This window comes from Streptacidiphilus sp. ASG 303 (genome assembly GCF_020991365.1).
GTDB lineage: Bacteria > Actinomycetota > Actinomycetes > Streptomycetales > Streptomycetaceae > Peterkaempfera.
In genome coordinates, this window is sequence record NZ_JAJLRA010000003.1 from 290,052 (window position 1) to 314,724 (window position 24,673).

Below are 24,673 nucleotides of genomic sequence, written 5' to 3' on the forward strand. Positions count from 1 at the left end.
GTGCCCCCGTGCCGACGGAGAACCCGTGGTGGGGGCGGTGCGGCCGTGACTGCGCTCACCATACCGGGCGGCACCGACGGAGGCGGGGACGGCGGGCCGGGGCACCGGGACGGAACCGGGACGGGGCCGCCCCCCGGTGGCCGCCGGGGGCGCACGGGGCGTGGGGCGGGCCCGGAGGGCGGGAGGGGCCGGGAGGGGCGCGGCGGTCCGGGAAGGGGCCCGCCGCGGGCCGTCAGGGCCGCAGGAGGGCCCGCGGGGCCGGGCGGCGGGGAAAAGCAGGGCCCGCGCCCCCGGGGCGCCGGAGGGCGGCGGTGCGGGGCGGCGGGAGCGGGCGGGCCGGCGGGGCCGGGCACAGGGGCGGCCGGGGCACGCAGAAGGCCGGGGCACGCAGAAGGCCGGGGCACGCAGAAGGCCGGGGCGGCCACCCCGGAGGGTGGCCGCCCCGGCCCGCCCCGCGAGGGGGCTGCAGTCCGCGGGACTGCGGTCAGGAGACCGAGGTCACTTGACGGTGACCTTGGCGCCGGCGCCCTCGAGGGCGGCCTTCGCCTTCTCGGCGTCCTCCTTCTTGACCTTCTCCAGGACCGGCTTCGGGGTGCCGTCGACCAGGTCCTTGGCCTCCTTCAGGCCGAGGGAGGTCAGGGCGCGGACCTCCTTGATGACCTGGATCTTCTTGTCACCGGCGGACTCGAGGATGACGTCGAACTCGTCCTGCTCCTCGACGGCCTCGGCGGCGGCGGCCGGACCGGCGACACCGGCGACGGCGACCGGGGCGGCAGCCTCGACGTCGAACTTCTCCTCGAAGGCCTTCACGAACTCGGAGAGCTCGATGAGGGTCATCTCGCCGAAGACCTCGAGCAGCTCGTCCTGCGACAGCTTCGCCATGATTGGCGTCCTTCCACTAATTCGGCTGGTGCCGGATGTACATAACGGCGGGCGTACGGGCCCGCTGCGAGGGCGTGAGCCCGCCGATTACTCGGCGGCCTCCTCCTCGGCGGCGGGAGCCGGCGTACCGGCACCGCCCTGCTCGACCTTGCTGCGAAGGGCGTCCGCGGTGCGGACGAACTTCGAGAGCGGGGCCTGGAAGGTCGCCGCGGCCTTGGCCATGGACGCCTTCATGCCACCGGCAAGCTTGGCGAGCAGCACCTCGCGGGACTCGAGGTCCGCGAGCTTCTTGATCTCATCGGCGGACAGCGCCTTGCCGTCAAGGACACCGCCCTTGATGATGAGAGCGGGGTTCTCCTTGGCGAAGTCACGCAGACCCTTCGCCGACTCCACCGGGTCACCGGTGACGAAGGCGACAGCCGTCGGACCCGCGAACAGGTCGTCCAGCTCGGTGATCCCGGCCTCGTTGGCAGCGATCTTGGTCAGCGTGTTCTTCACCACGGCGTACTGGGCGTTCGCGCCCAGCGAGCGGCGCAGCGTCTTGAGCTGCCCCACGGTCAGACCGCGGTACTCGGTCAGCACGGCCGCGTTGGAGGTGCGGAACTTGTCCGTCAGCTCCGCGACGTCGGCAGCCTTGTCGGGCCTCGCCATAGGCTTACGCCTCCTTCCGTGATGTCGATGCTCGGCCGACCGTTCGGGAGTCGACCTGGTGCGCCGGTTCCGCGGGAAGGGGGCTGGGAGAACGAGAAGAGCCCCGGCGCGCAGGCGCACGGGGCTCGCATGACCTCGACGGCCCCGCGGGGCCGGAGATCGAACTCCAATCGCACCTGCGCGGGCCGTCTGCACTTCGTTCGCAGATCCTTCGGCCGTCGTGCGGTCCTTGCGGGCGCACGCCGACAACCAGCGGTCTTTGGCAACGCCCACAGTAGGCGACGGGGGCGGCCCCGGGCAAATCGCCTCCCGGGGCCGCCCCCGTCACGCCGGTGGGCGGGCCGACCGCTGCTCAGGACCGCTTCCCGCGACCGCTCAGGCCTGCTTCTTGATCTTCTTCAGCAGGCCGGCGAGGTCCGCGGTGTCGGACGCGGGCGGGACGGCGACGTCCAGCGGCGCCCCGTAGTCGGAGAAGTCGGCCTTCACCGTGATGGTGCCGCGCTTGGTCGGCATCGACTGGTTGATCCGGACCGGCAGCCGCTTCGCGTCCACCCAGACGTCGATGGTGGTCCGCTCGATGCCCGCCGCGGCGAGGGCCTTGAGCTGCTGCTGCCGCTGGGCCGCGGTCATCCCGGTGCGGGCGGCGACGAGCTTCTGCGCCGCGACCGTGCCGGAGAGGTGGGTGGTCTCGGCGCCGGCGATGGTCTCCTTGCCGACCTCCTTGAGGCCCCCGGCGTCGGTGAGCGCCCGCGCGGACGCGGAGGGGTCCTGGTAGAGCTGGCCGTCGGAGCCCGCGCCCGCCGCCCCGGCCAGGGCCGACATGTCGAACTTCATCCAGTGCTTGCCGCCGAAGCGGGAGATCGCGGGCCCGTGCAGCTCGTAGTAGATCACCGGGCCCTTGCCGAGGGCGTGCACCGAGCCGTCGGGGTCCAGGCCCTTCAGGGCGTCGTTGCCCGAGTACTGGATGTCCATCCCGGCCTTGGAGCCCCAGCCCATGACGCCGTCGGCGGTCACCGCGCCCGCCATGCCCGGCATCCTCATGGTCATGGAGACGCGGGCGGTGCCGGCGCTGCCGGCGTTGCGGCCGGCCAGGTCCAGCAGGGCGGCCGGGGCCAGCTGCGCGGCCTTCTGCGTCGTCTTCTCCGCGACGGTGGAGCACGCCGCGGTGGCGGCCAGCGCGGCGACCGCGAGGCCGGCGGCTATCGGACGGACGTGCTTCGGACGGATGTGCTTCAAAGGGATCCCCCTGGGTCTGCCTGCTCGGCTGCTGCTCGTCGGGTCGCTGTCTGTCCGCCGCCGTCCGCCGTCCGCCGGCAGGGCCGCCGGTCCGGCGGACCGGCCGCACGGGCTCCTGCCCGCCGTGGCCGTTCGGCCACCCGTCCTTTCAGGACACGCTCCGGGCTCATCCGGTTGCGTCCTTCTCCGCCTTCGCGGCGTCGACGGTCTCGCCGGGGAGCGGGGCCTGGATGTCCACCTCGGTGCCGAGGTCCGTGTAGCGGGTGGTGGTCGTCGCCGCGCCGCGGGGCATCCGCCAGGTCTTGCGCTCCTGGACGACCTCGTCGCGGCCGTTGATCCAGACGTCGGCGGTGATGCCGGTCGCCCCCTGCCTGAGGTACGCGCCGAGGACGGAGACCCGCTGCGCGGCCGGGAGGCCGCCGGAGGCGCCCACGAGGGCCCTCACCGTGGCGGTGCCCCGGTAGTGGACGGCGTCGTCGCCGCCCACCCGCTCCGTGCCGATCCGCTCCAGCGTCCCCACCTCGGCCAGCGCCTCCAGGTCGGCGACCGGGTCGAGCTGCTCGCTCCAGGTGGAGTACACGGCGGCCGCCGCCGCGCCGGGCCCGCCGGCCGCGGGGTCCTCCGGGTCGTACTCCGTCCAGTCGCCGCCGTCCGGGCCGAGGTGGACGGTGCCGTCGAGGGTCCGGACCTCGGTGGTGCCCGAGGGGCCGCGCAGCACGAGGTCCATCGCGGGCCTGCCGCCCCAGGAGAGCACCCCGCGGCCACCCACCGCGCCCTGCCCCGGGTCCTGCCGCTGCAGGGCCACCCGGGCGGCGCCGGCCTTCCGCATGACCCGGGAGGCCGCCAGGAACGCCTCCGCGGGGGTCCGCTCCCGGTGGTCCCCGCACGCCGCGGCACCGGCCAGCACCGCGGCGGCGGTGGCGGCCGCGGCGGCGGTGCGGAGGAGGGCGCGCATGGCCCGGGACTCTACCGACCCGGGGACGGCGGCGGGCCCGCACCCCTGTCGACCAGGGGTGCGGGCCCGCCGTACTGCGCTGCCGCGATGGCGCCTCGGGGGCGTCAGACCGCCGCGGGGTCCTCCTCGACGAGGAGGTTGCGGGTGCGGTTCGGGTCGACCGGGACGCCGGGGCCCATGGTGGTCGACACGGTGGTCTTCTTGATGTAGCGGCCCTTGGCGGCGGACGGCTTGGCCCGCAGCACCTCGTCGAGGGCAGCCGCGTAGTTCTCGACGAGCTGCTCGTCGGAGAAGGACGACTTGCCGATGATGAAGTGCAGGTTCGAGTGCTTGTCGACGCGGAACTCGATCTTGCCGCCCTTGATCTCGGTCACGGCCTTGGCCACGTCCGGGGTCACGGTGCCGGTCTTCGGGTTCGGCATGAGGCCACGGGGACCGAGCACGCGGCCCAGGCGGCCGACCTTGCCCATGAGGTCCGGGGTGGCGACGACGGCGTCGAAGTCCAGACGGCCCTTCGACACCTCGTCGATCAGCTCGTCGGCACCGACGATGTCGGCGCCCGCAGCCTCCGCGGCCGCCGCACGCTCACCGGTCGCGAAGACCAGGACCCGAGCGGTCTTGCCGGTGCCGTGCGGCAGGTTCACGGTGCTGCGGACCATCTGGTCGGCCTTGCGCGGGTCGACACCCAGGCGCATGGCGACCTCGACGGTCGAGTCGAACTTGGTGGTGGAGGTCGCCTTGGCCAGGCGGATGGCCTCCAGGGGGGCGTAGAGACGCTCGCGGTCGACCTTGCCGGCCGCGGCAGTCAGAGCCTTGCTGCGCTTCACTGCTGCTCCTGAGTGATCTGTGTGGAGTCGTGGTGGCGACGGGCCAGCGCCTGGCCCTACCACTGCGAGAACCGGAAGGGTTCTCAGCCCTCGACGGTGATGCCCATCGACCGGGCGGTGCCGGCGATGATCTTCTCGGCCTGGTCCAGGTCGTTGGCGTTGAGGTCGGGCATCTTGGTGGTGGCGATCTCGCGGACCTGGTCGCGGGTGATCTTCGCGACCTTGGTCTTGTGCGGCTCGCCGGAGCCCTTCTCCACGCCCGCGGCCTTCAGGATGAGGCGCGCGGCCGGCGGAGTCTTGGTGACGAAGGTGAAGGTGCGGTCCTCATAGACCGTGATCTCCACCGGCACCACCATGCCGCGCTGCGACTCGGTGGCGGCGTTGTACGCCTTGCAGAACTCCATGATGTTGACGCCGTGCTGGCCCAGGGCGGGGCCGACCGGCGGCGCGGGGTTGGCCGCGCCTGCGTTGATCTGGAGCTTGATGAGCCCCGTGACCTTCTTCTTCTTGGGAGGCATGTCTCTCCGGGTCCTTCTGAGAGGTGTTTCCCGACGGACGAGACCGGACGCGCGAGGCGTCGCGGACGGCCGTCAGGGCCTTGAGTGGCAGCGTGTGCGGGGTACCGGGCGGCGCCCGGGGTCACGCACACACATCGGACCACGGTAACGCGAACCGGCCCCCGCACCAAAAACGGATTCCCCGGCCCGGCGCCCGGCCGCCCCGCGCACGCCCCGGGACGCGGGGTGCGGGGCGCCGCCGCCGGGCGTGCGGCGGCGCCCCGCCCGGAACGCGGAGGCCCCCGCCGGGCGGTCTTCCGCCGGACGGGGGCCTTGCGCGGGGATCCGCGTCAGTTCTTCTGGATCTGGTCGAAGGAGAGCTCGACCGGGGTCTCCCGGCCGAAGATCTCGACCAGGCCCTTGACCTTCTTCGAGTCGGGGTTGATCTCGTTGATGGTCGCCTGGAGGGTGGCGAAGGGGCCGTCGGTGACGGTGACCGAGTCGCCGACCTCGAAGTCGAGCACCTGGACCTCGACCGGGCGGGACACCGAGGGCTTGCCGGCCTCCTTGGCCGCGGCGCGCTCCACGTCGGGGGCGAGCATCTTGACGACCTCGTCCAGGGTCAGCGGGTACGGGTCGTAGGCGTTGCCCACGAAGCCGGTGACGCCGGGCGTGTTGCGGACGACGCCCCAGGACTCGTTGGTGAGGTCCATGCGCACCAGGACGTAGCCGGGGAGCTTGTTCTGGCGGATGGTCTTGCGGTCGCCGTTCTTGATCTGGACGACCTCTTCCTGGGGCACCTCGGCCTGGTAGATGTAGTCCTCGACGTTGAGCGAGACGGCGCGCTGCTCCAGGTTGGCCTTCACGCGGTTCTCGTAGCCCGCGTAGGTGTGGATGACGTACCACTCGCCGGGGGCGAGCCGCAGCTCCTCGCGGAACTTGGCGACGGGGTCCACGTCCTCGGCCTCGGACTCGTCTGCCTCCGCGTCGCCGGCCTCCGCGTCGGCGGCCTCGGCGTCATCCTCGGACCCGGCGGCCCCGGACTCGCCGGCCTCCGCGTCGTGGCCCTCGTCGAAGGCCTCCTCGGCCTCGGTCTCGGCGTCGCCGGCGACGTGCAGGGCGGCCTCCTCGGCCGGGGCGCCGGCCTCGGCCTCGGCAGCCTCGACCTCGTCCGCGTCCGCGTCGGCCGCGTCGACGACCTGCTCCGCGGTGTCGCCCTCGGCCTCGGCCGAGCCGGCCGCGTCGCGCTCCACGGCGTCGTCCGCCTCGCGGACGGTCTCGTCGGCGTCGTACAGGGGGGACTCAGACACGGTGGCTGCTTCTTTCCTGGAGAGAGATGGAACGGTTCCGCGCCGTTGCCTTCTCCTGTCCAGTCCTCGAATCGGATCCTCGAATCAGATCGATGCGAACAGCGTCCGTGTACGGCTCGGAAACTCAACAGTACCGAGTCAACGGTAGCGGGATTGTCCGATCGGTGCCGACGGCGCGGTCGTGGCAGGTCAGCCGAAGATCCAGAAGCTGAGCTTCGCGAAGCTCCAGTCGAGGCCCGAGACGAGCAGCATGATGACCACCACGAACGCGATCACGACGGTGGTGTAGGTCACCAGGTCGTTGCGGGTGGGCCAGACGACCTTGCGCAGCTCGGCGATGATCTGGCGGTAGAAGAGGGCGAGACGGGCGAAGAGGCCCTTCTTCTGCTTCGAGGCGCGCTTGCGGTCGCGGCGCGAGGGCAGCTCGCTCTGCTCTTCCCCGGGACGGCCGCGCTCAGGCGTCGCGGTGGAGCCCGTGGTCTCCGTCACTCGTCCTCACCTGAATCCGGTCGCAGTGCTGTCGGGGCCATCTCCGCGGCGAGCCCGCACGCTCGGTGGAGCGGGCGGGCTCGGCGCGGATCCAGCTGCAGGGCCAGAGGGACTCGAACCCCCAACCGCTGGTTTTGGAGACCAGTGCTCTACCAATTGAGCTATAGCCCTTCGGAGCCTCGCGGCGCCGAGATGCCTCCCAACCTACCGCATCCTCACCGCTGCGTGGTGTACGCCGGCCGGTTGCATGTGACGGGGTGCCATCGAGCGACGAGTGTACGGGGTCCGGGCCGCCGCGTCGAACCTGTTCCCGACGGCCGCGCGTCGGGATGCCTGCTCACGGGCGCGCGGGGCCTCCCGCGCGCCGCCCGTCCGGCCGGCCGTTCACCCGCCCGTGGACGCATGGTGGAACGGCCGTGCCCGGCCGGGGGCGGTTCTGCGACGATGCAGGCATGAGCGCTGCTTCCCCCCACCCTGCTCCTCAGCCCGACCCCGCCGCGCGGCCCGCCGACCGCCGGGTGTCGGCCCGCATCGGCGCCATCGCGGAGTCCGCGACCCTCGCCGTGGACGCCAAGGCCAAGGCCCTCAAGGCGGCCGGACGCCCGGTGATCGGCTTCGGCGCCGGCGAGCCGGACTTCCCCACCCCGGACTACATCGTCGAGGCGGCGGCACAGGCCTGCCGCGACCCGCGGTACCACCGCTACACGCCGGCGGGCGGCCTGCCCGAGCTGAAGAAGGCGATCGCGGAGAAGACCCTCCGCGACTCGGGGTGGCGGGTGGACCCCTCGCAGGTCCTGGTGACCAACGGCGGCAAGCAGGCCATCTACGAGGCGTTCGCCGCGATCCTCGACCCGGGCGACGAGGTGATCGTCCCCGCGCCGTACTGGACCACCTACCCGGAGTCGATCCGGCTGGCGGGCGGCGTGCCGGTGGAGGTCGTCGCCGACGAGACCACCGGCTACAAGGTCTCCGTGGAGCAGCTGGAGGCCGCGCGCACCGCGGACACCAAGGTGCTGCTCTTCGTCTCCCCGTCCAACCCGACGGGCGCCGTCTACACCCGCGCCGAGGCCGAGGCGGTCGGCCGCTGGGCGGCGGAGCACGGCCTGTGGGTGCTCACCGACGAGATCTACGAGCACCTCGTCTACGGCGAGGCGGAGTTCCACAGCCTGCCGGTGCTGGTGCCCGAGCTCGCCGACAAGTGCATCGTCGTCAACGGCGTGGCGAAGACCTACGCCATGACCGGCTGGCGCGTGGGGTGGCTGATCGGCCCGCAGGACGTCGTCAGGGCGGCCACCAACCTCCAGTCGCACGCCACCTCCAACGTGGGCAACGTGGCCCAGGTGGCCGCGCTCGCCGCGGTGAGCGGCGACCTGTCCGCGGTGGACGAGATGAAGACCGCCTTCGACCGCCGCCGCCGCACCATCGTGCGGATGCTCAACGAGATCGACGGCGTGGAGTGCCCCGAGCCCGAGGGCGCCTTCTACGCCTACCCGTCGGTGAAGGCGCTGCTGGGGAAGGAGATCCGCGGGAAGCGGCCGCGGACCTCCGTGGAGCTGGCGGCCCTGATCCTGGACGAGGCCGAGGTCGCGGTGGTCCCGGGCGAGGCGTTCGGCACCCCCGGCTACCTGCGCCTGTCGTACGCGCTGGGCGACGACGACCTGGTCGAGGGCGTCTCGCGGCTGCAGAAGCTGCTGGCCGAGGCGCGCGACTGACGCGCCCGCGTCCGCAGGGGGCCCGCCGTCCTCCGGGGCGGCGGGCCCCCGCCGTTCCCGGGCCCGCCCTTCCGGGGCCCGCCGTTCCCGGGCCCGCCGTTCCCGTGCCCCGGACGCGGCGCCGGACCCCCGGTTTTCGGGCGGTCGGTGTCCGCGGGGGCCTCCGGCACGGCAGAATCTCCCAATGGACCACCTGCACTCCTCCCCCGCGCCCGGGCGTGACGTACGGCTCCTCCCCAAGGCCCACCTCCACCTGCACTTCACCGGATCCATGCGGCCGACGACGCTGCTGGAGCTGGCCGACAAGCACGGCGTGCACCTCCCGGAGGCGCTGAGCTCGGGCGAGCCGCCGAGGCTGCGGGCCACCGACGAGCGCGGCTGGTTCCGCTTCCAGCGGCTGTACGACATGGCGCGCTCGGTGCTGCGCGACGAGGAGGACATCCGCCGGCTGGTCCGCGAGACGGCGGAGGACGAGCGGGCGGACGGCTCGGCCTGGCTGGAGATCCAGGTGGACCCCACGTCGTACGCGCCGCGGCTGGGCGGCCTGATCCCGGCGCTGGAGCTGATCCTGGACGCCGTCCGGGAGGCGTCGGACGCGACCGGCGTGCACATCCGGGTGCTGGTGGCCGCCAACCGCATGAAGAGCCCGATGGACGCCCGGACGCTCGCCCGGCTCGCGGTCCGCTACACCGACCGGGGGGTCGTCGGCTTCGGCCTCTCCAACGACGAGCGGCGCGGACTGGCCCGCGACTTCGACCGGGCCTTCGACATCGCCCGGCGCGGCGGGCTGCTGGCGGCCCCGCACGGCGGCGAGCTGTCCGGCCCGGAGAGCGTCCGGGACTGCCTGGACGACCTGGGGGCGGCGCGCATCGGGCACGGCGTGCGGGCGGCCGAGGACGACCGGCTGATGCGGCGGCTGGCGGACCGGCAGGTCACCTGCGAGGTGTGCCCGGCCTCCAACGTGGCGCTGGGCGTGTACGAGAAGCCGGAGGACGTGCCGCTGCGGCGGCTCTTCGAGGCGGGCGTGCCGATGGCGCTGGGGGCGGACGACCCGCTGCTGTTCGGCTCGCGGCTGGCGGCCCAGTACGACCTCGCGCGGGAGGCGCACGGCTTCACCGACGCGGAGCTGGCCGAACTGGCCCGGCAGTCGCTGCGGGCGAGCACGGCGCCGGACGACGTGCGGGCCCGGCTGCTGGCCGGGGTGGACGCCTGGCTGACGTCCTGACCGGCCGCGGACGCGGCCGGTCCCGGCCGGGCCCCCAGGGCCCGGCCCCGGACCTCAGAGCTCCACGCCGACCATCACCGGCTCGTTGACCAGTTCCACGCCGAACGCGGCGCGGACGCCGTCGCGCACCTCGCGGGCGAGGGCCAGCAGGTCCTCGGTGGTGGCGTCGCCGCGGTTGGTGAGGGCGAGGGTGTGCTTGGTGGAGATGCGGGCCGGGCCGGCGCCCCAGCCCTTGGTGAAGCCGGCCCGGTCGATCAGCCAGGCGGCGGAGGTCTTCACGTGCCCGTCCCCGGCCGGGTAGGCGGGGGGCGCGGTGTCGGGGCCGAGGCGGTCGCGGACCCGGTCGAGGAAGGCGGCGTGGGCGGCCGCGTCGAGGATCGGGTTGGTGAAGAAGGAGCCTGCGGACCAGGTGTCGTGGTCGTCGGGGTCGAGCACCATGCCCTTGCCGGCGCGCAGCGCCAGCACGGTGTCGCGGGCGGTGGCGAGCGGCACCCGCTCGCCCTGCTCCACGCCGAGGGCGCGGGCGACCTCGGCGTACTTCACGGGCGTGGAGAGGCCGCCGGCGTCCTCCAGCGCGAAGCGGACGCGCAGCACGACGTACCGCTCCGGGTCGGCCTTGAAGCGGCTGTGCCGGTAGGCGAAGCCGCACTCCGCACCGGGGATCGCGACGGTCCCGCCGAGGCGCCGGTCGTAGGCGGTGACCTCGGTGACGGTGGCGGAGACCTCCTGGCCGTACGCGCCGACGTTCTGCACGGGGGTCGCGCCGGCGGAGCCGGGGATGCCGGCCAGGAACTCGATCCCGGCGAGCCCCAGCCCGACGGTGCGGGCGACGGCGTCGGTCCACACCTCGCCGGCGGCGAGCTCCAGCACGCCGTCGCGGAGCTCGAAGCCGGTGGTGGCGATCCGCAGCGCGGTGCCGTCGAAGCCCTTGTCGCCGATGACGAGGTTGGAGCCGCCGCCGAGGAGCAGCAGCGGCTCGCCGGCGCGGTCGGCGGCCCGCACGGCCTCGACGACCTCGGCGTCGGTGGTGGCGGTGACCAGCCGGCGGGCCGGGCCGCCGAGGCGGAAGGTGGTCAGCGGGGCGAGCGGGGCGTCGTGGAGTACCTGCACGGGAACAGCGTACGGGCACGCCGCGCCCCCGCTCCGGGACGGAGCGGGGGCGGGTCGGGGGCGGTCGGGCGGGGGGTGCCGGGGCACCGGCCCACCGCCCGGCGGCCCGGGGCGGCCGGGCCGCCCGGGGCCGTTCAGGCGACCGGCTGGGGCACCGCCGCCGCCTCGGCCGGGGCGGGGGCGGTGCGGCGCCGGCCGGGCACCAGCAGGGCGGCGACGGCGGCCAGGGCGATGGCGCCGGAGCCGGTCCACAGGGCAGGGACGAGGCCGTCGGTGAAGGCCTGCGGCGAGGTGTAGCCGCCGCGGGCGGAGAAGACGGCGGAGAGCACGGCCACGCCGAGGGCGCCGCCGAGTTCGCGCAGGGCGTTGTTGGCGCCGGAGGCGATGCCCTGCTCGTGGGGGCGGACGCTGGCCATCACCAGGTTGGCGGTGGGGGCGAAGAAGAGCGCCATGCCGACGCCGCAGACGACCAGCGCGGGGACCTCGGCGGCGTAGGAGACGTCCGGGGCGGCGATCAGGGCGAACATCGCCAGGCCCGCCGCCTGGAGCGCCAGGCCCGCGGCGACCACGGGGCGGCCGCCGACGCGGTCGCTGAGGACGCCGGCGACCGGCGCGACGAGCATCGGCATGCCGGTCCACGGCAGCATGCGCACGCCGGCCTCCATCGGGGAGTAGCCGCCGACGCCCTGCAGGAACTGGCTGAGCAGGAAGATGGACCCGAACATGCCGAGGAACATCAGCAGGCTCGCGGCGTTGACGGCGCTGAAGGCGCGGCTGCGGAAGAGCCGCATCGGCAGCATCGGGGCGGGGGACCGCAGCTCCCAGCCGACGAAGGCGGCGACCAGCGCGGACCCGGCGAGCAGGCCGGTGAGGACCGGCCCGCTGGTCCAGCCGTCGGCGTTGCCGCGGACGAGGGCGTAGACGATGCCGAAGAGGCCCGCGCTGGCGAGGACGGTTCCGGGGATGTCGAGGCGGCCGGCGGGGCCGCGGCTCTCGGCGAGGCGGAACCGCGCGAAGGGCAGCAGGAGCAGGCCGACGGGGACGTTCAGCCAGAAGATCCACTGCCAGGAGATGTGCTCGACCACGGTGCCGCCGATGAGCGGGCCGGTGGCGACGGCGAGGCCGTTGACGGCGCCCCAGATGCCGAAGGCGAGGCCGCGGCGGCCCTCGGGGACGGCCGCGGTGAGCAGGGTGAGGGTGAGGGGCATCAGGACGGCGGCGCCGACGCCCTGGACGGCGCGGGCGGCGATGAGCTCGCCCATGCCGGGGGCGAGGGCGGCGGCCGCGGAGCCGAGGGTGAAGACGGCGGTGCCGGCGAGGAACATGCGGCGGCGGCCGAAGCGGTCGCCGAGGGCCGCGCCGGTCATCAGCAGCACGGCGAAGGTGAGGGTGTAGGCGCTGACCGTCCACTCGAGGTCCGTCAGACCGCCGCCGAGGTCCTGGCGGATGGCCGGGAGGGCGGTGGTGACGACGAGGTTGTCCAGGGCGGCCATGAAGCCGGCGACGCTGGTGATGACCAGCGCCCAGACCATGGAGCGCATCGCGGTTCTCCCTTGCTTAGTTATTGATCAATAACTTTCGGGGGCGTGCGGAACGCGCCTCGCGCGGAGGCGCGCGGTCAGAGGCAGTCGGGGCCGAAGCCGGCCCACACGCGGTGGTCCGGCGGGAAGCCCATGGCGAGCAGGACGTTGATCAGCATGCCGTGGGCCATGAAGTCGGTGGCGGCGCCCGGCTCGGCGCCCAGCCGGAGGTTCACCCAGTCCCACAGCTCCGCCCAGCCGGCCCGGACGGCCTCGCCCACCTCGGGCTCCCCCGCCGCGTCGCCGGTGGCGGCCGCCACGTACATCTGCATCTGCATCAGCAGGACCTCGCGGTCGGCGATCAGCTGCGTGTACGCGGCGCCCATGGCCTCGGCGACCCGGTCGTCCGGGACGCCCTCGGCCGCCTCCTCGAAGGCGCGCCGGGTCCGCTCCATGCAGAGGCGGGAGGCGGCCAGGAAGATCGCCTGCTTGTTGGGGAAGAGGCGGAACAGGTACGGCTGGGAGACGCCGACCCGGCGGGCGATGGCCTCGGTGGAGGTGCCGAGGTAGCCGCCGCGGGCGAACTCGGTCATCGCCGCGCGGACGACGCTCTCGCGCCGCTCCTCGGCCGACATCCGGGTGGTGGTCCTCGCCATGCACCTAAGTTATTGGCCAATCACTAACGACGTCAAGGGGAGGGGCGGAACGGACGCGGGGGAGGGGCCGCCGTCCGGCCCCTCCCCCGCGGCGCCCCGACATCCGGAGCCTGCGCGCCCGGCCCTCAGGCCAGCTGCACCACGGCCCGGGACATGCCCAGCACCTTCTGGCCCGCACTGGTCGCGGTGAGGTCCACCCGCACCCGGCGGCCGTCCAGCTTGGCGGCGACCTTCCCGGACACCTCCACCACCGCGCCGGCGCCGTCGTCGGGCACCACCACGGGCTTGGTGAAGCGCACGCCGTACTCGACGACCGCACCCGGGTCGCCCGCCCAGTCGGTGACCACTCGGGCCGCCTCGGCCATGGTGAACATGCCGTGGGCGATGACGTCGGGCAGGCCCACCTCGCGGGCGAACCGCTCGTTCCAGTGGATCGGGTTGAAGTCGCCCGAGGCCCCCGCGTACCGGACCAGGTCGGCCCGGGTCACCGGGAAGGACCGCGCCGGCAGCTCGGTGCCGACCTCGACCTCGTCGTAGCTGATGCTCGTCGCCACTGCTCCGCTCACTCCCCTGCCGTACCGCGCGCCACCAGCGTCATCCACGCCGTCACCACGTGCTCGCCGGAGGCCTCGTGGACCTCGCCGCGCACCGAGAGGATGTCGTTGCCCGCCAGGGACTTGATCGAGTCGATGGAGACCGTCACCGACAGCCGGTCGCCCGCCCGCACCGGGCGGGTGTAGGCGAACCGCTGGTCGCCGTGGACCACCCGGGTGAAGTCGAGCCCCAGCTCGGGGTCCTCGACCACCTGGGCGGCGGCCCGGTAGGTGACCAGGAACGGGAAGGTGGGCGGCGCGACCACGTCCGCGTGGCCGAGGGCCTTGGCGGCCTCCGGGTCGCGGTAGGCGGGGTTGGCGTCCCCGACCGCGTCGGCGAACTCGCGGATCTTCTCGCGGCCCACCTCGTACGGCGCGGTGGGCGGGTAGGACCGCCCGATGAAGGAGGGGTCCAGCGGCATGGGCAGCTCCCTTGGCTGTGGACTGCGGTGCGACGGCCGCGGCGGCTGCGGCACGGCGCCTGCGGCGTGACGGCTGCGGCACCGCGGTCCGCGCCGCCGGGGACACGGCCCCGGCGCCCGGATCACGCGGCACCCGGGGCCGAGGCTATCGGGCCGGGGCGCACCGGTACGGACGCGGGCGCACCAAACGGCTCCAGACCGTCCCCGCACGGGGGACGGCCTGGAGCCTTGGGCCTGACGCTGGGGTCAGCGGGTCTCGCGGTGCGCGGTGTGCGCGTTGCAGCGGGGGCAGTGCTTCTTCATCTCAAGACGGTCCGGGTCGTTGCGCCGGTTCTTCTTGGTGATGTAGTTCCGCTCCTTGCACTCCACGCAGGCCAGCGTGATCTTCGGGCGGACGTCGGTGGCAGCCACAGGAGTGCCTTCCTCGGAACAGACGGATGAACGCAACAAGAGTAGCCGATCGGGAGTGCGATCCCCCCGACCGGCTACGCGGGGTAGCGGTGACCGGACTTGAACCGGTGACACAGCGATTATGAGCCGCTTGCTCTACCGACTGAGCTACACCGCTTTGATGGCCAGGAAGGACCTGGTCACCAGAGCCCCAATACGGAATCGAACCGTAGACCTTCTCCTTACCATGGAGACGCTCTGCCGACTGAGCTATTGGGGCGGGCCGAGGAAGAGATTACACGGTTCCGGGCCGAAGGTGAAATCCGTATCCGGCCCGCAGGTTCCCAGGCCAGGACGGTGCCGCCGGGCCCGGGCGCCCCGTACCGGTACGACTAATGCCCGCCTCCCGCCGGTTGCGCACCCCGCGGCCTACGCTCGCCCCATCGATCTTCCGGCCGGCCCCTCCCGGGGCCCGCCGGCCGGTCACCGGTGGACGGCGGAAGGAGCCGCGCATGACGGCGGACGGCGCGCCGCACACCCTGCTGCTGAGCGGTGCCCGGCTGCTGGACGGCCGGGTGGTGGACGTCAGGATCAGCGGCGACCGGATCCAGGCGGTGGGCACGGCCGGGAGCCTCGGCCCCGCGCCCGCCGGGCCGGGCGTGCCGCGCACCCTGCGCGTCGCCCTCGACGGCTACCTGCTGCTCCCCGCCCCCGCCGAGCCGCACGCCCACCTGGACGCGGCCTACTCCGCGGCCCACGCCGGCCCGCCCCCCGACGACGGCCAGGACCTGCTCCGCCGGGTCACCGAGGCGGCGCTCACCGCGCTCGGGTACGGCGCCACCGCCCAGCGCACCCACGTCCGGATCGGCGACGTGCACGGCCTGGCTCGGCTGGAGGCCGTCCTCCAGGCCCGCCGGGCGCTGCGCGGCCTGGTGGACCTCCAGGCGGTGGCGATGCCCCGGCTGCTGACCGGCGCGGCGGGCGCGGCGGAGCGCGAGATGCTGCGGGAGGCGCTCAAGCTGGGCGCGCACGCCGTGGGCGGCTGCCCCGACCTGGACCCGGACCCCACCGGGTACGTCGAGGAGCTGGCCGGCATCGCGGCCGAGTTCGGCTGCCCGGTCGACCTGCACACCGACGGCGGCGACCCGGCGCGCCTCGCCCGGCTGGCGGGCGTCCTGGGCTCGGTGCGGCCGCGCGCCGTCATCGGGCCCTGCACGCGGCTCGGCCTGCTCCCCGACGAGGCCGCCACCCGCTGCGCCGACCGGCTGGCCGCCGCCGGGGTGGCCGTGGTCTGCCTGCCGCAGAGCGGCACCTGCACCGGGTCCGGCGGACCGCCCGCGCCCGCCCGGCCGCCGTTCCCGTTCCCCTCCCCCACCCGGGTGCTGCGCCGCTCCGGCGTGGCGGTGGCCGCGGGCAGCGGGGCACTGCGCGACTCCAGCAACCCGGTGGGGCGCGCCGACCCACTGGAGGCGGCGTTCCTGCTGTCGGCCGCGGGCGGGCTGGACGCGGTGGCGGCGTACGAGACGGTGAGCACGGGGGCCCGGGCGGTCCTGGGGCTGCCGGAGGTGCGGGTGGAGGCCGGGTTCCCGGCGGAGCTGCTGGCGGTGCGCGGGGACAGCCTGCCGGGGGTGCTGGCGGGCGGCCACAGCCGCCTGGTGGTGCACGGCGGGCGGGTGGCGAGCCGGACGAGCGCGGTCCGGGAGTTCGCCGACACGACCGCCCTCGCCCTCCCGAGGCAGACCCGCGCCGTGCCGCCGGAGTGGACGCCGCCGGACCGCTGAGCCGGGACCGCAGGTCGGGGCGGCGGATCGGGACGCCGGGCCGGGACGCCGGGCCGGGGCGGCGGGCCCCGGCGGGCGCTCCTCGGGGCGCGGGGTGGCGCGACGGGGTGCGGAGGGGGGCGACGCGCCGGGCGGACGCGGCGCACGGCGGCGCGCAGGCCCCACGCATAGGCTCGCCCCATGCGCATCGTCATCGCCGGCGGACACGGCCAGATCGCCCTGCGCCTGGAGCGGATCCTCTCCGGGCGCGGCGACTCGGTGGCCGGGATCGTCCGCAACCCGCAGCACGCCGACGACCTCCGCGCCGCGGGGGCCGAACCGCTCGTCCTGGACCTCGAGCAGGCCTCCGCCGACGAGGTGGCCGCCCTGCTGGAGGGGGCGGACGCGGTGGTCTTCGCCGCGGGCGCCGGCCCCGGCAGCGGGACGGCCCGCAAGGAGACGGTCGACCGGGCCGCCGCGGTGCTGCTCGCGGACGCCGCCGAACAGGCCGGGGTGCGCCGGTACCTGATGGTCTCCTCGATGGGCGCCGACGCGGCGGCCCCCGACGGCCGGGACCCGGTATTCGGCGCCTACCTGCGCGCCAAGGGCGCCGCCGACGACGCGGTGCGGGGCCGGGAGGCGCTGGACTGGACGGTGCTGCGGCCGGGGCGGCTGACGGACGGTCCGGGGACCGGGCGGGTGCGGCTGGCCGGGTCCACGGGGCGCGGCGAGGTGGACCGGGAGGACGTCGCCGCGGTGCTGGCGGCGCTCCTGGACGAGCCGGGCACGGCCGGGCTGACGCTGGAACTGGTGGGCGGGGACGTGCCCGTCGCGGAGGCGGTGGCGGCGGTCGCGGAACACGGGTGAGCCGACGGGGCCCGGCCGCGCGGCCGTCCGTCCGGGCCGTCCGCTCAGCCGGGCGGGCGGGGTGCGAGGTCGCGCCGGTACTGGACCACGAGCTCGCCCCAGTCGTCGATGCGGGCGCGTCCGGTGCGGCGGAAGCCGACCGCCCGGTACAGGCGGTTGGCGCGGGTGCTGTCGGCGTGCGCCCACAGCTGGGCCTGGCGGTAGCCGCGGACCGCGGCGCGGGCGAGCATCGCCTCGACGAGCAGCCGTCCCACGTGCCGCCCCCACTGGTCGGGGTGGACGGACACCAGCGCGATGTGCAGCAGGCCGGGTACCGGCCCGCCCGCCCCGTCGTCCTCGCGGGCGGGCTCGCCGAGGATGGATCCGACGATCGGGGGCGGCCCGGCGGCCGCGGGGTCCTGCGGGGCCGGCCGGTACGGGACACCGAGGTCCTCCGCGATCAGCAGGAGGCAGCCGGGGTCCGCCATCCGGCCCTGGGCCAGTTCGTGCCGCTCCTCGGGTAACGCCCGGCCACCTCGGCGCACCTGGTGGGAGGCGTACCAGAGGTCGGCGGCGGCGGCCACGTCGGCGGGCCCGGCCTGCCGCACCACGACGGTCTCCCCCATCCCGGCCTCCCCTCCGAGCATGCGCCTTCCCCGCGTGCGGTGCTTTCTACCATGCGGCACCGTCATATGCCCTGGGAACGTTTATTTCTGATGATTAGTCAGTAGGCGTGCCGCGCGGGAGGGCCACGGCCACCGTACCCGCCGGAGGCCGCGGCCGTGGGGCGGCCGGCGGATCGGCGGGGGGCGGACCGGAGCAGCGGGGCGGCGCGGACAGCGGTCACCCGACGGCGGCGGCCACCCCCCGCAGCACCAGACCGCAGCCCAGCGCCAGGACCAGCCCCGCCGTGCCCACCGGGACCAGACGGGAGGCGGCCCCCAGCAGACGGGCGCGGCCGGGGGCGCGCGTCCGGACGTGCGCCCAGCGCGTGAGGCGGTGCCCCGCGCGGACGGCCAGCAGGCCGACGCCGATGAGGGTGAGCGCCAGTCCGGCGCCGTAGGCGAGGACCAGCAGTCCGCCGAACCACGCCTGCCCGAGGGCGGCCGCGCCCACCAGCACGACGACGGCGGACGGGCTGGGCACCATGCCGCCGGCCAGCCCCATCACCACGACACCGCGCAGGGACCGGCTGCCGCCCAGGACCCGGTGGCCGTGGTCGTGGCCGTGGCCGTCGTGGTCATGGCCGTCGTGGTCATGACCGTCATGGGTGTGGCCGTCATGGGTGTGGCCGTCGTGGTCGTGGTCGTGATGCCCGTGCCCGTGCCCGTGGCCGCCGTCCCGCAGCGCGGTGCGGAGCAGGGTGAACCCGGCGGCGGTGACCAGGAGTCCGCTCGCCACGCCCAGCCACGACAGCACCGACGGCGCGGCGGCCGAGCCGGCGGCCACCAGCAGGCCCAGGCCGAGCACCCCCAGGGTGTGGGTGAGGGTGACCGTGAGGCCCAGGGCCGACACGTCGCGCAGGGTCCGCCGCCGCCCCCGGCCCGCGACCGCCGCCGCAGCCATGATCGTCTTGCCGTGCCCGGGGGCGAGCGCGTGGAGCGCGCCCAGGACCAGGGCGGCGCCCAGCGCGAGCAGGGCGAACCCGGGCGTGAGGCGGTGCCGGGCCACCAGCCCGGTCAGCGCCTCCGACAGCCGGTCGGCGCCGCGCGGCAGGATGCCGGCCGGTGCTGCGGCGGGGGCTCCGGGCTGTGCGAGCGCCGGTCCGCCGGGGCGGACCCGGAGCGTCGCGCCGGTGGCGTCCGCCGGCGAGGAGAGGGCGTCGCGGGGGTAGGCGGTGAGCCGGGCGGTGCGGGAGGCGGAGGGGACGTCCGAGGCGGTGAGCGTGGTGCGGTCGCCGCGGGCGGTGACCTCGTGCCAGCCGGGCGCGCCGTCGCCGCGGGCGGCGGTGAACACCAGCGCACGCTCCGCATCCGGCGCGTCGGGTGTCCCGGACGGGGTGGGCACGGCGGGCAGGGCGGCGGTGAGCAGGCACTCGACGCGCAGCGTGCGGAGTCCGGCCTGCCCGGGACGCGGCTCGGCAGCGGACCGGGCCACGGCGACCGGCCCGGTCCGGCGGCCGTCGACGGCCACGGCCGAGCCGCGGGCCGCCGCGGCGCAGCGCGTCCGCGCCCAGGAGGCGAGCTCCGCCGGCGCCGCGGTGCCGTCGTGGTCGGCGTCGACGTCGGGCAGGACCTGGGCGGCGGGGATCTCGGCGAGGTCCTCGACGTGGTCGACGAGCAGCTGCCGGGCCCCGACGGCCAGGCCGTCGTAGCGGTTGACGGTGAAGTTGCCCAGGGGGTGGGCGGCGGCGGGTGCCGCGCCCGCGACCGTGAGCACGGCCGCCGCCGCGGCGGCACCGGCGAGCCGCAGCGCGCGTGCCGCGGCCCTCCTCACCGCGTCCTCCCCTCGGCGGGACGGCCCGGGCCGGCGCCCCTCGGCCCGGCGCCCTCCGGCCCGGCGCCGTCCGGCCCGGCGCCGTCCGGCCCGGCGCCGCCCAGCGCGGCGAGGGCCGCCCGGGCGCGCGGTGCGTCCAGGGGGGCGAAGCCGGGGTCGAGCGAGAGGGCGGCGCGCAGGCTGCGGCGGGCGTCGGCGTCGCGGCCGAGCGCCTTCTCGATGATCCCCCGGTGGTAGAGGAAGAGGGCGTTGCGGTACCCGGTGGCCGTGGCGCGGCGGGCCAGGTCCAGGGCGCGGCGGTCGTCGCCGGCCCGGTGGAGGGCCCAGGCGTAGGCGTCCGCCACGTGGATGCCGTGCCGCCGCCCCCACTCGGCGCGGGCGGCCCGCACGGCGTCCGCCGGGTCGCCGTGGTCGGCGGCCACCAGGGCCGTCTCCAGGTCGGTGGCGACGCCGCCGGCCCGGGCGAGCGCGGTCCAGGCGCCGGTGACGGCGTACTGGCGGCGGGCCTGCTCCCGGTCGCCGAGGGCGGTGTCCAGGTCCCCGAGGAAGGCCAGCTTGTCGGGCAGCGGGAAGCGCCGCACGACGGCGGCCATGTCGGCGGCGGCCGCCCTCAGGTCCCCCTGTGCGGCGCGGGTGCGGGCCCGGCCCTCCAGGGCGGCGAGGTTGCCGGGGTCGGCGCGGAGCGCCTCGGCGTACCGGCGCAGCGCCTCCCGGTGGTCCCCCCGGCTGCGGGCGAGTTCGCCGAGGGCCGTCGCGGTGTACGCGACGTCGGACGGCGCGGTGGCCGCCGCGCGGGCCCGCAGCAGGACGCGGCGGGCTCCCGCGGTGTCGCCGCGCAGCTCCAGCACGTACGCGCAGCGGGTGAAGACGGGGATGCCGGGGCGGCGGCGGTCGGCCTCCTCGGCGGCGCGGCGGGCGTCCTCGTACCGGCCGAGCTCGACCAGGGCGTCGATGCGGACGGCGAGGGCGCGCTCCCCGTACGGGTTGAGGGCCAGCGCCCGGTCGGCCTCGGTCAGGGCGCGGGCGAAGTCGTGGCGGGCCGCGGCGAGGGAGGCGAGGCCGGCCACCGCGGCGTCGTTGCCCTGCGGGCGCAGCCGCAGGGAGGTGCGCAGGGCGCGCTCGGCCTGCGGGTAGCGGGCGGGGTCGGCGGTGGTGCGGGCCTGCTCGACGTACGCCTGGCCGAGGGCGGCCCAGGAGGCGTCGTCGCGGGGCCGGGCCCGGAGGCGGGCCTGCAGGGCGGCGATGCCCCGGGCCAGGTCACCCGTGCCGAGGCGGTCCAGGGGGGCCGCGGCGGGCGCGACACGGACGGGTACGGGCGGACGGACGGCCTGCGGCCGCGGAGCGGGCGCGGGACCGAGGACGACGGCGGCCACGGAGGCCGCCGCGGCGATGCCCGCGGCCGCGAGGGCTAAGGCGGTGGCGCGGCGGTCGGCGTCCTGCAGGACGGCGGCGCGGCGGACGGAGGCTTGGCGGACGGAGGCGCACAGGGCGGCGGCGCGGCGGACGGAGGCGGCGCGGGGCGGCATGCGGGGTCTCCTCCCGGTGCTGCTCCGCACGGGGCGGGCAGCCGGGGCTCGGCGGGCGGACGGGGCCCGGCGGGGGACGAGGACAGGGCGGGGGCCGACGGGCCCGGGCGGGAGGCGGGTGCGGCGGTCCGGGCAGCGCGGGTCGGCGGTCCGGCCGCACCCGCGCCGCCCGGGCCCGTCACCGGGTCGGCGGACCTCACCGCGTCGGCGGACAGTCACCGGGCAACGGGGCGCCACCGGGTCAGCGGGCGTGCGCGCCGCTGCGGCGGCGCCTGCGGCGCCCCACGAGGAGCCCGGCGAGGAGCACCGCGCCCACGGCGCCGCCCAGCCCGATGCCGACGGCCATCCCGTTGCCGCCGCTGCCTCCGGCCAGGGCGGCGAGGCCGCTCTCGGGGGCGGCCGCCTGCCCGTACGCGCCGGCCTGCGGGGCCCCGCCCGCCGACGCGCCCCTGGCCCCGGGGGCGTCGGAGCCCGCGTGCGGGAGGGCGACGTACGGGAACGCCTTCTCGAAGTCGACGTCGTTGGCGTCGACCGCGTCGCCCAGGTCGCTCCTGGCGCCCCTGAGCTCGCCGGTCACCGCCTGCAGGGCGATGTCGACCACGTCGTCGGTGAGCCGCCGCCCGTTGGGGAAGCCGGCCGTGTCGCCGTCCAGCACGCCGAGCCGCTTGGGCTCGGCGGCGGGCCTGACCGCGGTGTTGAGCCGCAGCACCTCGGACGGCCTGCCGCCCACGACCTCGTTGAGCTTCGGGACGCCGGTGAGGAAGACCTGCACCAGGTCGTCGCGGGGCTCGGCGGGCGCCGGGATCCTGTGGACGGCCTCCAGCAGCTTCGGCAGCTCGGGATTGGTGACCCGGCGCAGGAACTGCGCGTCGTCCCTCGGCTTGGAGGCGTTGAACCGGTCCTTCTCGGCCACCGGGATGACCACCTCGTTGACCAGCGGGTTCCCCAGCCGGGACACCTGCTCCCAGTCCTTGCTCAGAGCGGACTGCCGGGAGGTGGTGGACCAGATCCCGATCACGGGGTGCTGCGCGTCGGCGGTGAGCATGTGCGTGGGCACCTGCAGGGCGACCGTGTTGACGTTGTAGCCGCGCAGGGTGTCGTCCCCGACCTCGGAGAGGTCGCCGCCGTACAGCAGGTCGAAGACCCGCAGGTCGAGGAAGAACGGGTCGTCGGCCTGGCCGGCGAAGCCCGTGGAGCCGTCGTAGAGCCTGCTCACCGCGTGGTGGCGCAGCGACGCGTAGTCGGGCATGGACGCCCTGCCCACGTCGGACGGGGCGACCGGGGCGTTGGCAGCGAGCTTCTGCACGGAGGTGCGGTGGCCGTGGCTGAGGTGGACGAGCTCCAGGTCGTACGTCTGCCGGACGTTGAGGTCCGGGTCGTCCAGGCTGGTGACCGGGCCGGTGTTGTAGAGGAAGGTGCTGCCGTTGCGGGTGCTGGTCCGGAACGACCAGCGGTAGACGAGGTCGGGGAGGGCGTCCCCGTCGTTGTCGATGTTGACCTCGTAGCGGGCGTCGGTCGGGAACGGGTAGAAGTTGGGACCGCCCGTCGGGTCCTCGAACGGGGTCCAGTTCGCGATCAGCGTCGTGGTGTCCGGCTTGTCGGGGCTGACGAAGGCGTAGAGGTCGGTGTTGTCGTACTGCGGCTGGCCCGAGATCAGCGGCGCCTCGCGGTGGCTGGACGCCGCCGCGGGCGTCGCCTGCAGGACGACCAGCGCGGCGGCGGCGAGCGGGCCGGAGGCCAGCAGCGACGCGGCCGCTAAGGCGGTGCGGCGGCGCCGGCGTACGGGCGGTCCGGGATCGGCACCTCCCGGATGTGCGCCGTCGTCGACCGGTCCGGAGGGCATGGCTGAGGACATGCGGTACTTCCTCTCCGCGCGCAGCGAAAGACTGTGCGGAGCCGGCCCTGGGGGTGCCTCCCCCGGGGGGCGTGGGCCCGGCCACCGCGCGGAAGTCGTCGTTCCGCCCCCTGCCCTCTGTACGCGCGGGGGCGCCGGTACGGCCGGGTCCCGGCGCCGGTTTCTGCAGGACGGCCCCGCTGCGGCGGGGCGCGCGGCCGTACGGGGGCGCGCGGCGGGGTGCCGGGCGCGGCCCTGCCGGGCCTACGCGGGAAGCCGCCTGGCCGGCGCCCCGGGGCCGGGCGCGGGTGCGGGTGCGGGACCGGCCGCGGATGCGGGCCGGGGCTGCTTTCGCGGCTGCTTCCGTCCCTGCGGCTGTCCCTGCGACTGCGGTCGGGGCTGCGCCTGCGGTCGGGGCTGCGCCTGCGGTCGGGGCTGCGACTGCGGCGTCCCGTCGAGCGAGGGCAGGACGGCCACCACCTCGGAGATACGGGTCCAGGCCAGCAGTTCCAGGAGCCGGGGGGCGGTGACCATCGCGGTCACCGTGCCGCCCCGTTCCTGCGCCCGCCGCGCCGCGCACGCCAGCGGGCCCAGCCCCGCACAGTCGGCGAAGGTCACCTCGCGCATGTCCACCAGCAGGTCGCACCCGGGATGGCTCTCGGCGGCCTCCCGCAACAGCCGGTCGGCGGCAGGGGCGGTCAGCAGGTCCAGTTCACCCCGCAGGACCACGACGGATCCGAAGCAGGGGGCGGACGCGGAGAGCCGGCTGCGGTGCATGGCCTGCTCCTCTCCCGGAGGCCCCGGTGGTGGTCCCCGGGATTCCGATCGTGTACTGACCAGGACCGCCCCGTCAAGGTTCCGTTGGTCCCGGATCCGCCGGTCCGTGCGGCGACCGGGCCGCACCCCGCCCCTGCGGGCGGGGCGGCTCCCCTGGCCGCCTGTCGGTGTCCTGCTGCACCCTGGTCGGTATGCGCGCACCCAGAGTCCAGTGCCCGACCTGCGGACGGCCGGTCGCCCTCGTGCCGACACGCCGGGCGGGCTACGGCGTCGTCCACGACCACAAGAAGGACCGCCGCTCGCTCCTCCTGTGCGAGGGCAGCATGCGGCAGATGGCGCTCTCCGAGGCGACCGCCTGGCAGGACCCGCTCCCCGGCGTGGCCGAGCACCGGGGGACGGCCGCGACGCTCTTCTGAGGACGCCGCACCGACCGGCCCCGCCCGCAGCAGGCAGGGACGACCGCCCCGGACGGCGCAGGTCCGCTCCCCCGGTGGGCACCGGACGCCGGACCACCCGTCCGCAGCCGTGGCACGCTCCCGCCCACGGGGACCGGCAACCAGGACGGCGCGAAGGGCCCCGACCGCGGAGGCCGAAGTGCTTCGCCCTGCCCGCGGCGGGTGCAGGGTTCGAACCTGGGCAGCCCGCGCGACAGATCTGCAGGACCGCACGGTGAATCCTCCGGCCAGGAGCGCCCGGCGTCGGGAGTACGGCGCCCCGCGCGTGCCCCACGGTGGCATCGGCCCGTCACCGACGGCTGGAGAGGGTCGCGAGGTGGAAAAGTTCGCGTCTTCTTGCCCCAGCTGCCGTCCTGACCTGCGGCCAAGGATGGTGGAGCCCCTGGTGGGCCGCCGCATGATTCCCCGGCGCTTCCCCCGGCCCCCGTCCGGCCTGGCGCGCGTCCGGCACGACTCATGCGCCCCGGACTGTGAGCGGAGCAGTCGCTGCCGTCTCTTCGGACCATCAGCCGGCCTGCCTGCCGTTGCCCCTTCGAAGGGCCTCCTGATGCTGCCGGCACGCGG

General features: G+C 75.6%; 24 protein-coding genes and 3 tRNA genes. 5 read left to right on the top strand and 22 right to left on the bottom strand.

Annotated elements, in window-relative coordinates; all coding sequences use genetic code 11:
* Window positions 1-498: 498 nt before the first annotated feature.
* The 9 genes from rplL to LO771_RS06175 form a co-directional block, all read right to left on the bottom strand.
* Window positions 499-882, bottom strand: a complete 384-nt coding sequence (gene rplL / locus LO771_RS06135) for a 50S ribosomal protein L7/L12 (protein WP_230648815.1) — start codon at window positions 880-882, stop codon at window positions 499-501.
* An 87-nt stretch (window positions 883-969) separates the two neighbouring features.
* On the bottom strand, window positions 970-1,533 hold the full coding sequence (gene rplJ, locus LO771_RS06140; protein WP_230648817.1) for a 50S ribosomal protein L10: 564 nt from the start codon (window positions 1,531-1,533) through the stop codon (window positions 970-972).
* A 375-nt stretch (window positions 1,534-1,908) separates the two neighbouring features.
* On the bottom strand, window positions 1,909-2,769 hold the full coding sequence (locus LO771_RS06145; protein WP_230648819.1) for a hypothetical protein: 861 nt from the start codon (window positions 2,767-2,769) through the stop codon (window positions 1,909-1,911).
* A 166-nt stretch (window positions 2,770-2,935) separates the two neighbouring features.
* Window positions 2,936-3,724: a hypothetical protein gene (locus LO771_RS06150; RefSeq protein ID WP_230648821.1), complete on the bottom strand. Its 789-nt coding sequence runs from the start codon at window positions 3,722-3,724 to the stop codon at window positions 2,936-2,938.
* A 104-nt stretch (window positions 3,725-3,828) separates the two neighbouring features.
* The gene (gene rplA / locus LO771_RS06155; protein WP_230648823.1) at window positions 3,829-4,551 is read right to left on the bottom strand and encodes a 50S ribosomal protein L1; all 723 of its coding nucleotides are present in this window, start codon (window positions 4,549-4,551) and stop codon (window positions 3,829-3,831) included.
* An 83-nt stretch (window positions 4,552-4,634) separates the two neighbouring features.
* Window positions 4,635-5,069 carry a 50S ribosomal protein L11 gene (rplK, locus tag LO771_RS06160; protein WP_230648826.1) on the bottom strand — a complete coding sequence of 145 codons (435 nt, stop codon included), beginning with the start codon at window positions 5,067-5,069 and terminating at the stop codon, window positions 4,635-4,637.
* Window positions 5,070-5,398: 329 nt separating this feature from the next.
* On the bottom strand, window positions 5,399-6,358 hold the full coding sequence (gene nusG / locus LO771_RS06165) for a transcription termination/antitermination protein NusG (protein ID WP_230648828.1): 960 nt from the start codon (window positions 6,356-6,358) through the stop codon (window positions 5,399-5,401).
* Window positions 6,359-6,547: 189 nt separating this feature from the next.
* The gene (gene secE / locus LO771_RS06170; RefSeq protein WP_230648830.1) at window positions 6,548-6,847 is read right to left on the bottom strand and encodes a preprotein translocase subunit SecE; all 300 of its coding nucleotides are present in this window, start codon (window positions 6,845-6,847) and stop codon (window positions 6,548-6,550) included.
* 98 nt (window positions 6,848-6,945) lie between these two features.
* Window positions 6,946-7,018: transfer RNA gene (locus LO771_RS06175), tRNA-Trp, on the bottom strand.
* A gap of 281 nt (window positions 7,019-7,299) precedes the next feature.
* Between LO771_RS06175 and LO771_RS06180 the strand changes: the two genes are divergently transcribed.
* Both LO771_RS06180 and LO771_RS06185 read left to right on the top strand, forming a co-directional pair.
* Window positions 7,300-8,559, top strand: coding sequence for a pyridoxal phosphate-dependent aminotransferase (locus LO771_RS06180; protein WP_230648832.1), 1,260 nt, complete (start codon window positions 7,300-7,302; stop codon window positions 8,557-8,559).
* A 184-nt stretch (window positions 8,560-8,743) separates the two neighbouring features.
* The gene (locus LO771_RS06185) at window positions 8,744-9,784 is read left to right on the top strand and encodes an adenosine deaminase (protein WP_230648834.1); all 1,041 of its coding nucleotides are present in this window, start codon (window positions 8,744-8,746) and stop codon (window positions 9,782-9,784) included.
* Window positions 9,785-9,838: 54 nt separating this feature from the next.
* On the opposite strand, the gene LO771_RS06190 is transcribed toward LO771_RS06185, so the two are convergent.
* The 8 genes from LO771_RS06190 to LO771_RS06225 form a co-directional block, all read right to left on the bottom strand.
* Entirely contained in the window at window positions 9,839-10,894 is a 1,056-nt protein-coding gene (locus LO771_RS06190; protein ID WP_230648836.1) for a UDP-N-acetylmuramate dehydrogenase, read from the bottom strand.
* Window positions 10,895-11,028: 134 nt separating this feature from the next.
* The gene (locus tag LO771_RS06195; RefSeq protein ID WP_230648837.1) at window positions 11,029-12,435 is read right to left on the bottom strand and encodes a DHA2 family efflux MFS transporter permease subunit; all 1,407 of its coding nucleotides are present in this window, start codon (window positions 12,433-12,435) and stop codon (window positions 11,029-11,031) included.
* 77 nt (window positions 12,436-12,512) lie between these two features.
* Window positions 12,513-13,070 carry a TetR/AcrR family transcriptional regulator gene (locus tag LO771_RS06200; RefSeq protein ID WP_230648839.1) on the bottom strand — a complete coding sequence of 186 codons (558 nt, stop codon included), beginning with the start codon at window positions 13,068-13,070 and terminating at the stop codon, window positions 12,513-12,515.
* Between the two features lie 125 nt (window positions 13,071-13,195).
* Complete coding sequence (locus tag LO771_RS06205) at window positions 13,196-13,624, bottom strand: MaoC family dehydratase (RefSeq protein WP_230649078.1); 429 nt, start codon at window positions 13,622-13,624, stop codon at window positions 13,196-13,198.
* 8 nt (window positions 13,625-13,632) lie between these two features.
* Entirely contained in the window at window positions 13,633-14,085 is a 453-nt protein-coding gene (locus LO771_RS06210; protein WP_230648841.1) for a MaoC family dehydratase N-terminal domain-containing protein, read from the bottom strand.
* A 246-nt stretch (window positions 14,086-14,331) separates the two neighbouring features.
* On the bottom strand, window positions 14,332-14,496 hold the full coding sequence (rpmG, locus tag LO771_RS06215; RefSeq protein WP_004571794.1) for a 50S ribosomal protein L33: 165 nt from the start codon (window positions 14,494-14,496) through the stop codon (window positions 14,332-14,334).
* A gap of 84 nt (window positions 14,497-14,580) precedes the next feature.
* Window positions 14,581-14,653, bottom strand: a tRNA-Met gene (locus tag LO771_RS06220).
* A 29-nt stretch (window positions 14,654-14,682) separates the two neighbouring features.
* Window positions 14,683-14,755, bottom strand: a tRNA-Thr gene (locus tag LO771_RS06225).
* 232 nt (window positions 14,756-14,987) lie between these two features.
* Between LO771_RS06225 and LO771_RS06230 the strand changes: the two genes are divergently transcribed.
* Both LO771_RS06230 and LO771_RS06235 read left to right on the top strand, forming a co-directional pair.
* Window positions 14,988-16,256, top strand: a complete 1,269-nt coding sequence (locus LO771_RS06230; protein ID WP_230648843.1) for an amidohydrolase family protein — start codon at window positions 14,988-14,990, stop codon at window positions 16,254-16,256.
* A 180-nt stretch (window positions 16,257-16,436) separates the two neighbouring features.
* Window positions 16,437-17,102, top strand: a complete 666-nt coding sequence (locus LO771_RS06235; RefSeq protein ID WP_230648844.1) for an SDR family oxidoreductase — start codon at window positions 16,437-16,439, stop codon at window positions 17,100-17,102.
* A gap of 44 nt (window positions 17,103-17,146) precedes the next feature.
* On the opposite strand, the gene LO771_RS06240 is transcribed toward LO771_RS06235, so the two are convergent.
* The 5 genes from LO771_RS06240 to LO771_RS06260 form a co-directional block, all read right to left on the bottom strand.
* A complete protein-coding gene (locus LO771_RS06240; protein ID WP_230648846.1) occupies window positions 17,147-17,707 on the bottom strand; it encodes an N-acetyltransferase in 561 nt (186 codons plus the stop codon).
* Between the two features lie 217 nt (window positions 17,708-17,924).
* Window positions 17,925-19,517, bottom strand: a complete 1,593-nt coding sequence (locus LO771_RS06245; protein ID WP_230648849.1) for a nickel transporter — start codon at window positions 19,515-19,517, stop codon at window positions 17,925-17,927.
* Window positions 19,514-21,043: a lipopolysaccharide assembly protein LapB gene (locus tag LO771_RS06250; protein WP_230648851.1), complete on the bottom strand. Its 1,530-nt coding sequence runs from the start codon at window positions 21,041-21,043 to the stop codon at window positions 19,514-19,516. The genes LO771_RS06245 and LO771_RS06250 overlap by 4 nt, the downstream gene beginning before the upstream one ends.
* Before the next feature lie 241 nt (window positions 21,044-21,284).
* Entirely contained in the window at window positions 21,285-22,898 is a 1,614-nt protein-coding gene (locus tag LO771_RS06255; protein WP_230648853.1) for a DUF4331 domain-containing protein, read from the bottom strand.
* Window positions 22,899-23,141: 243 nt separating this feature from the next.
* On the bottom strand, window positions 23,142-23,654 hold the full coding sequence (locus LO771_RS06260) for an STAS domain-containing protein (RefSeq protein ID WP_230648855.1): 513 nt from the start codon (window positions 23,652-23,654) through the stop codon (window positions 23,142-23,144).
* A 191-nt stretch (window positions 23,655-23,845) separates the two neighbouring features.
* Here LO771_RS06260 and LO771_RS06265 point away from each other — a divergent pair, with 191 nt between their 5' ends.
* Complete coding sequence (locus LO771_RS06265; protein ID WP_230648857.1) at window positions 23,846-24,070, top strand: hypothetical protein; 225 nt, start codon at window positions 23,846-23,848, stop codon at window positions 24,068-24,070.
* Window positions 24,071-24,673: the final 603 nt, after the last annotated feature.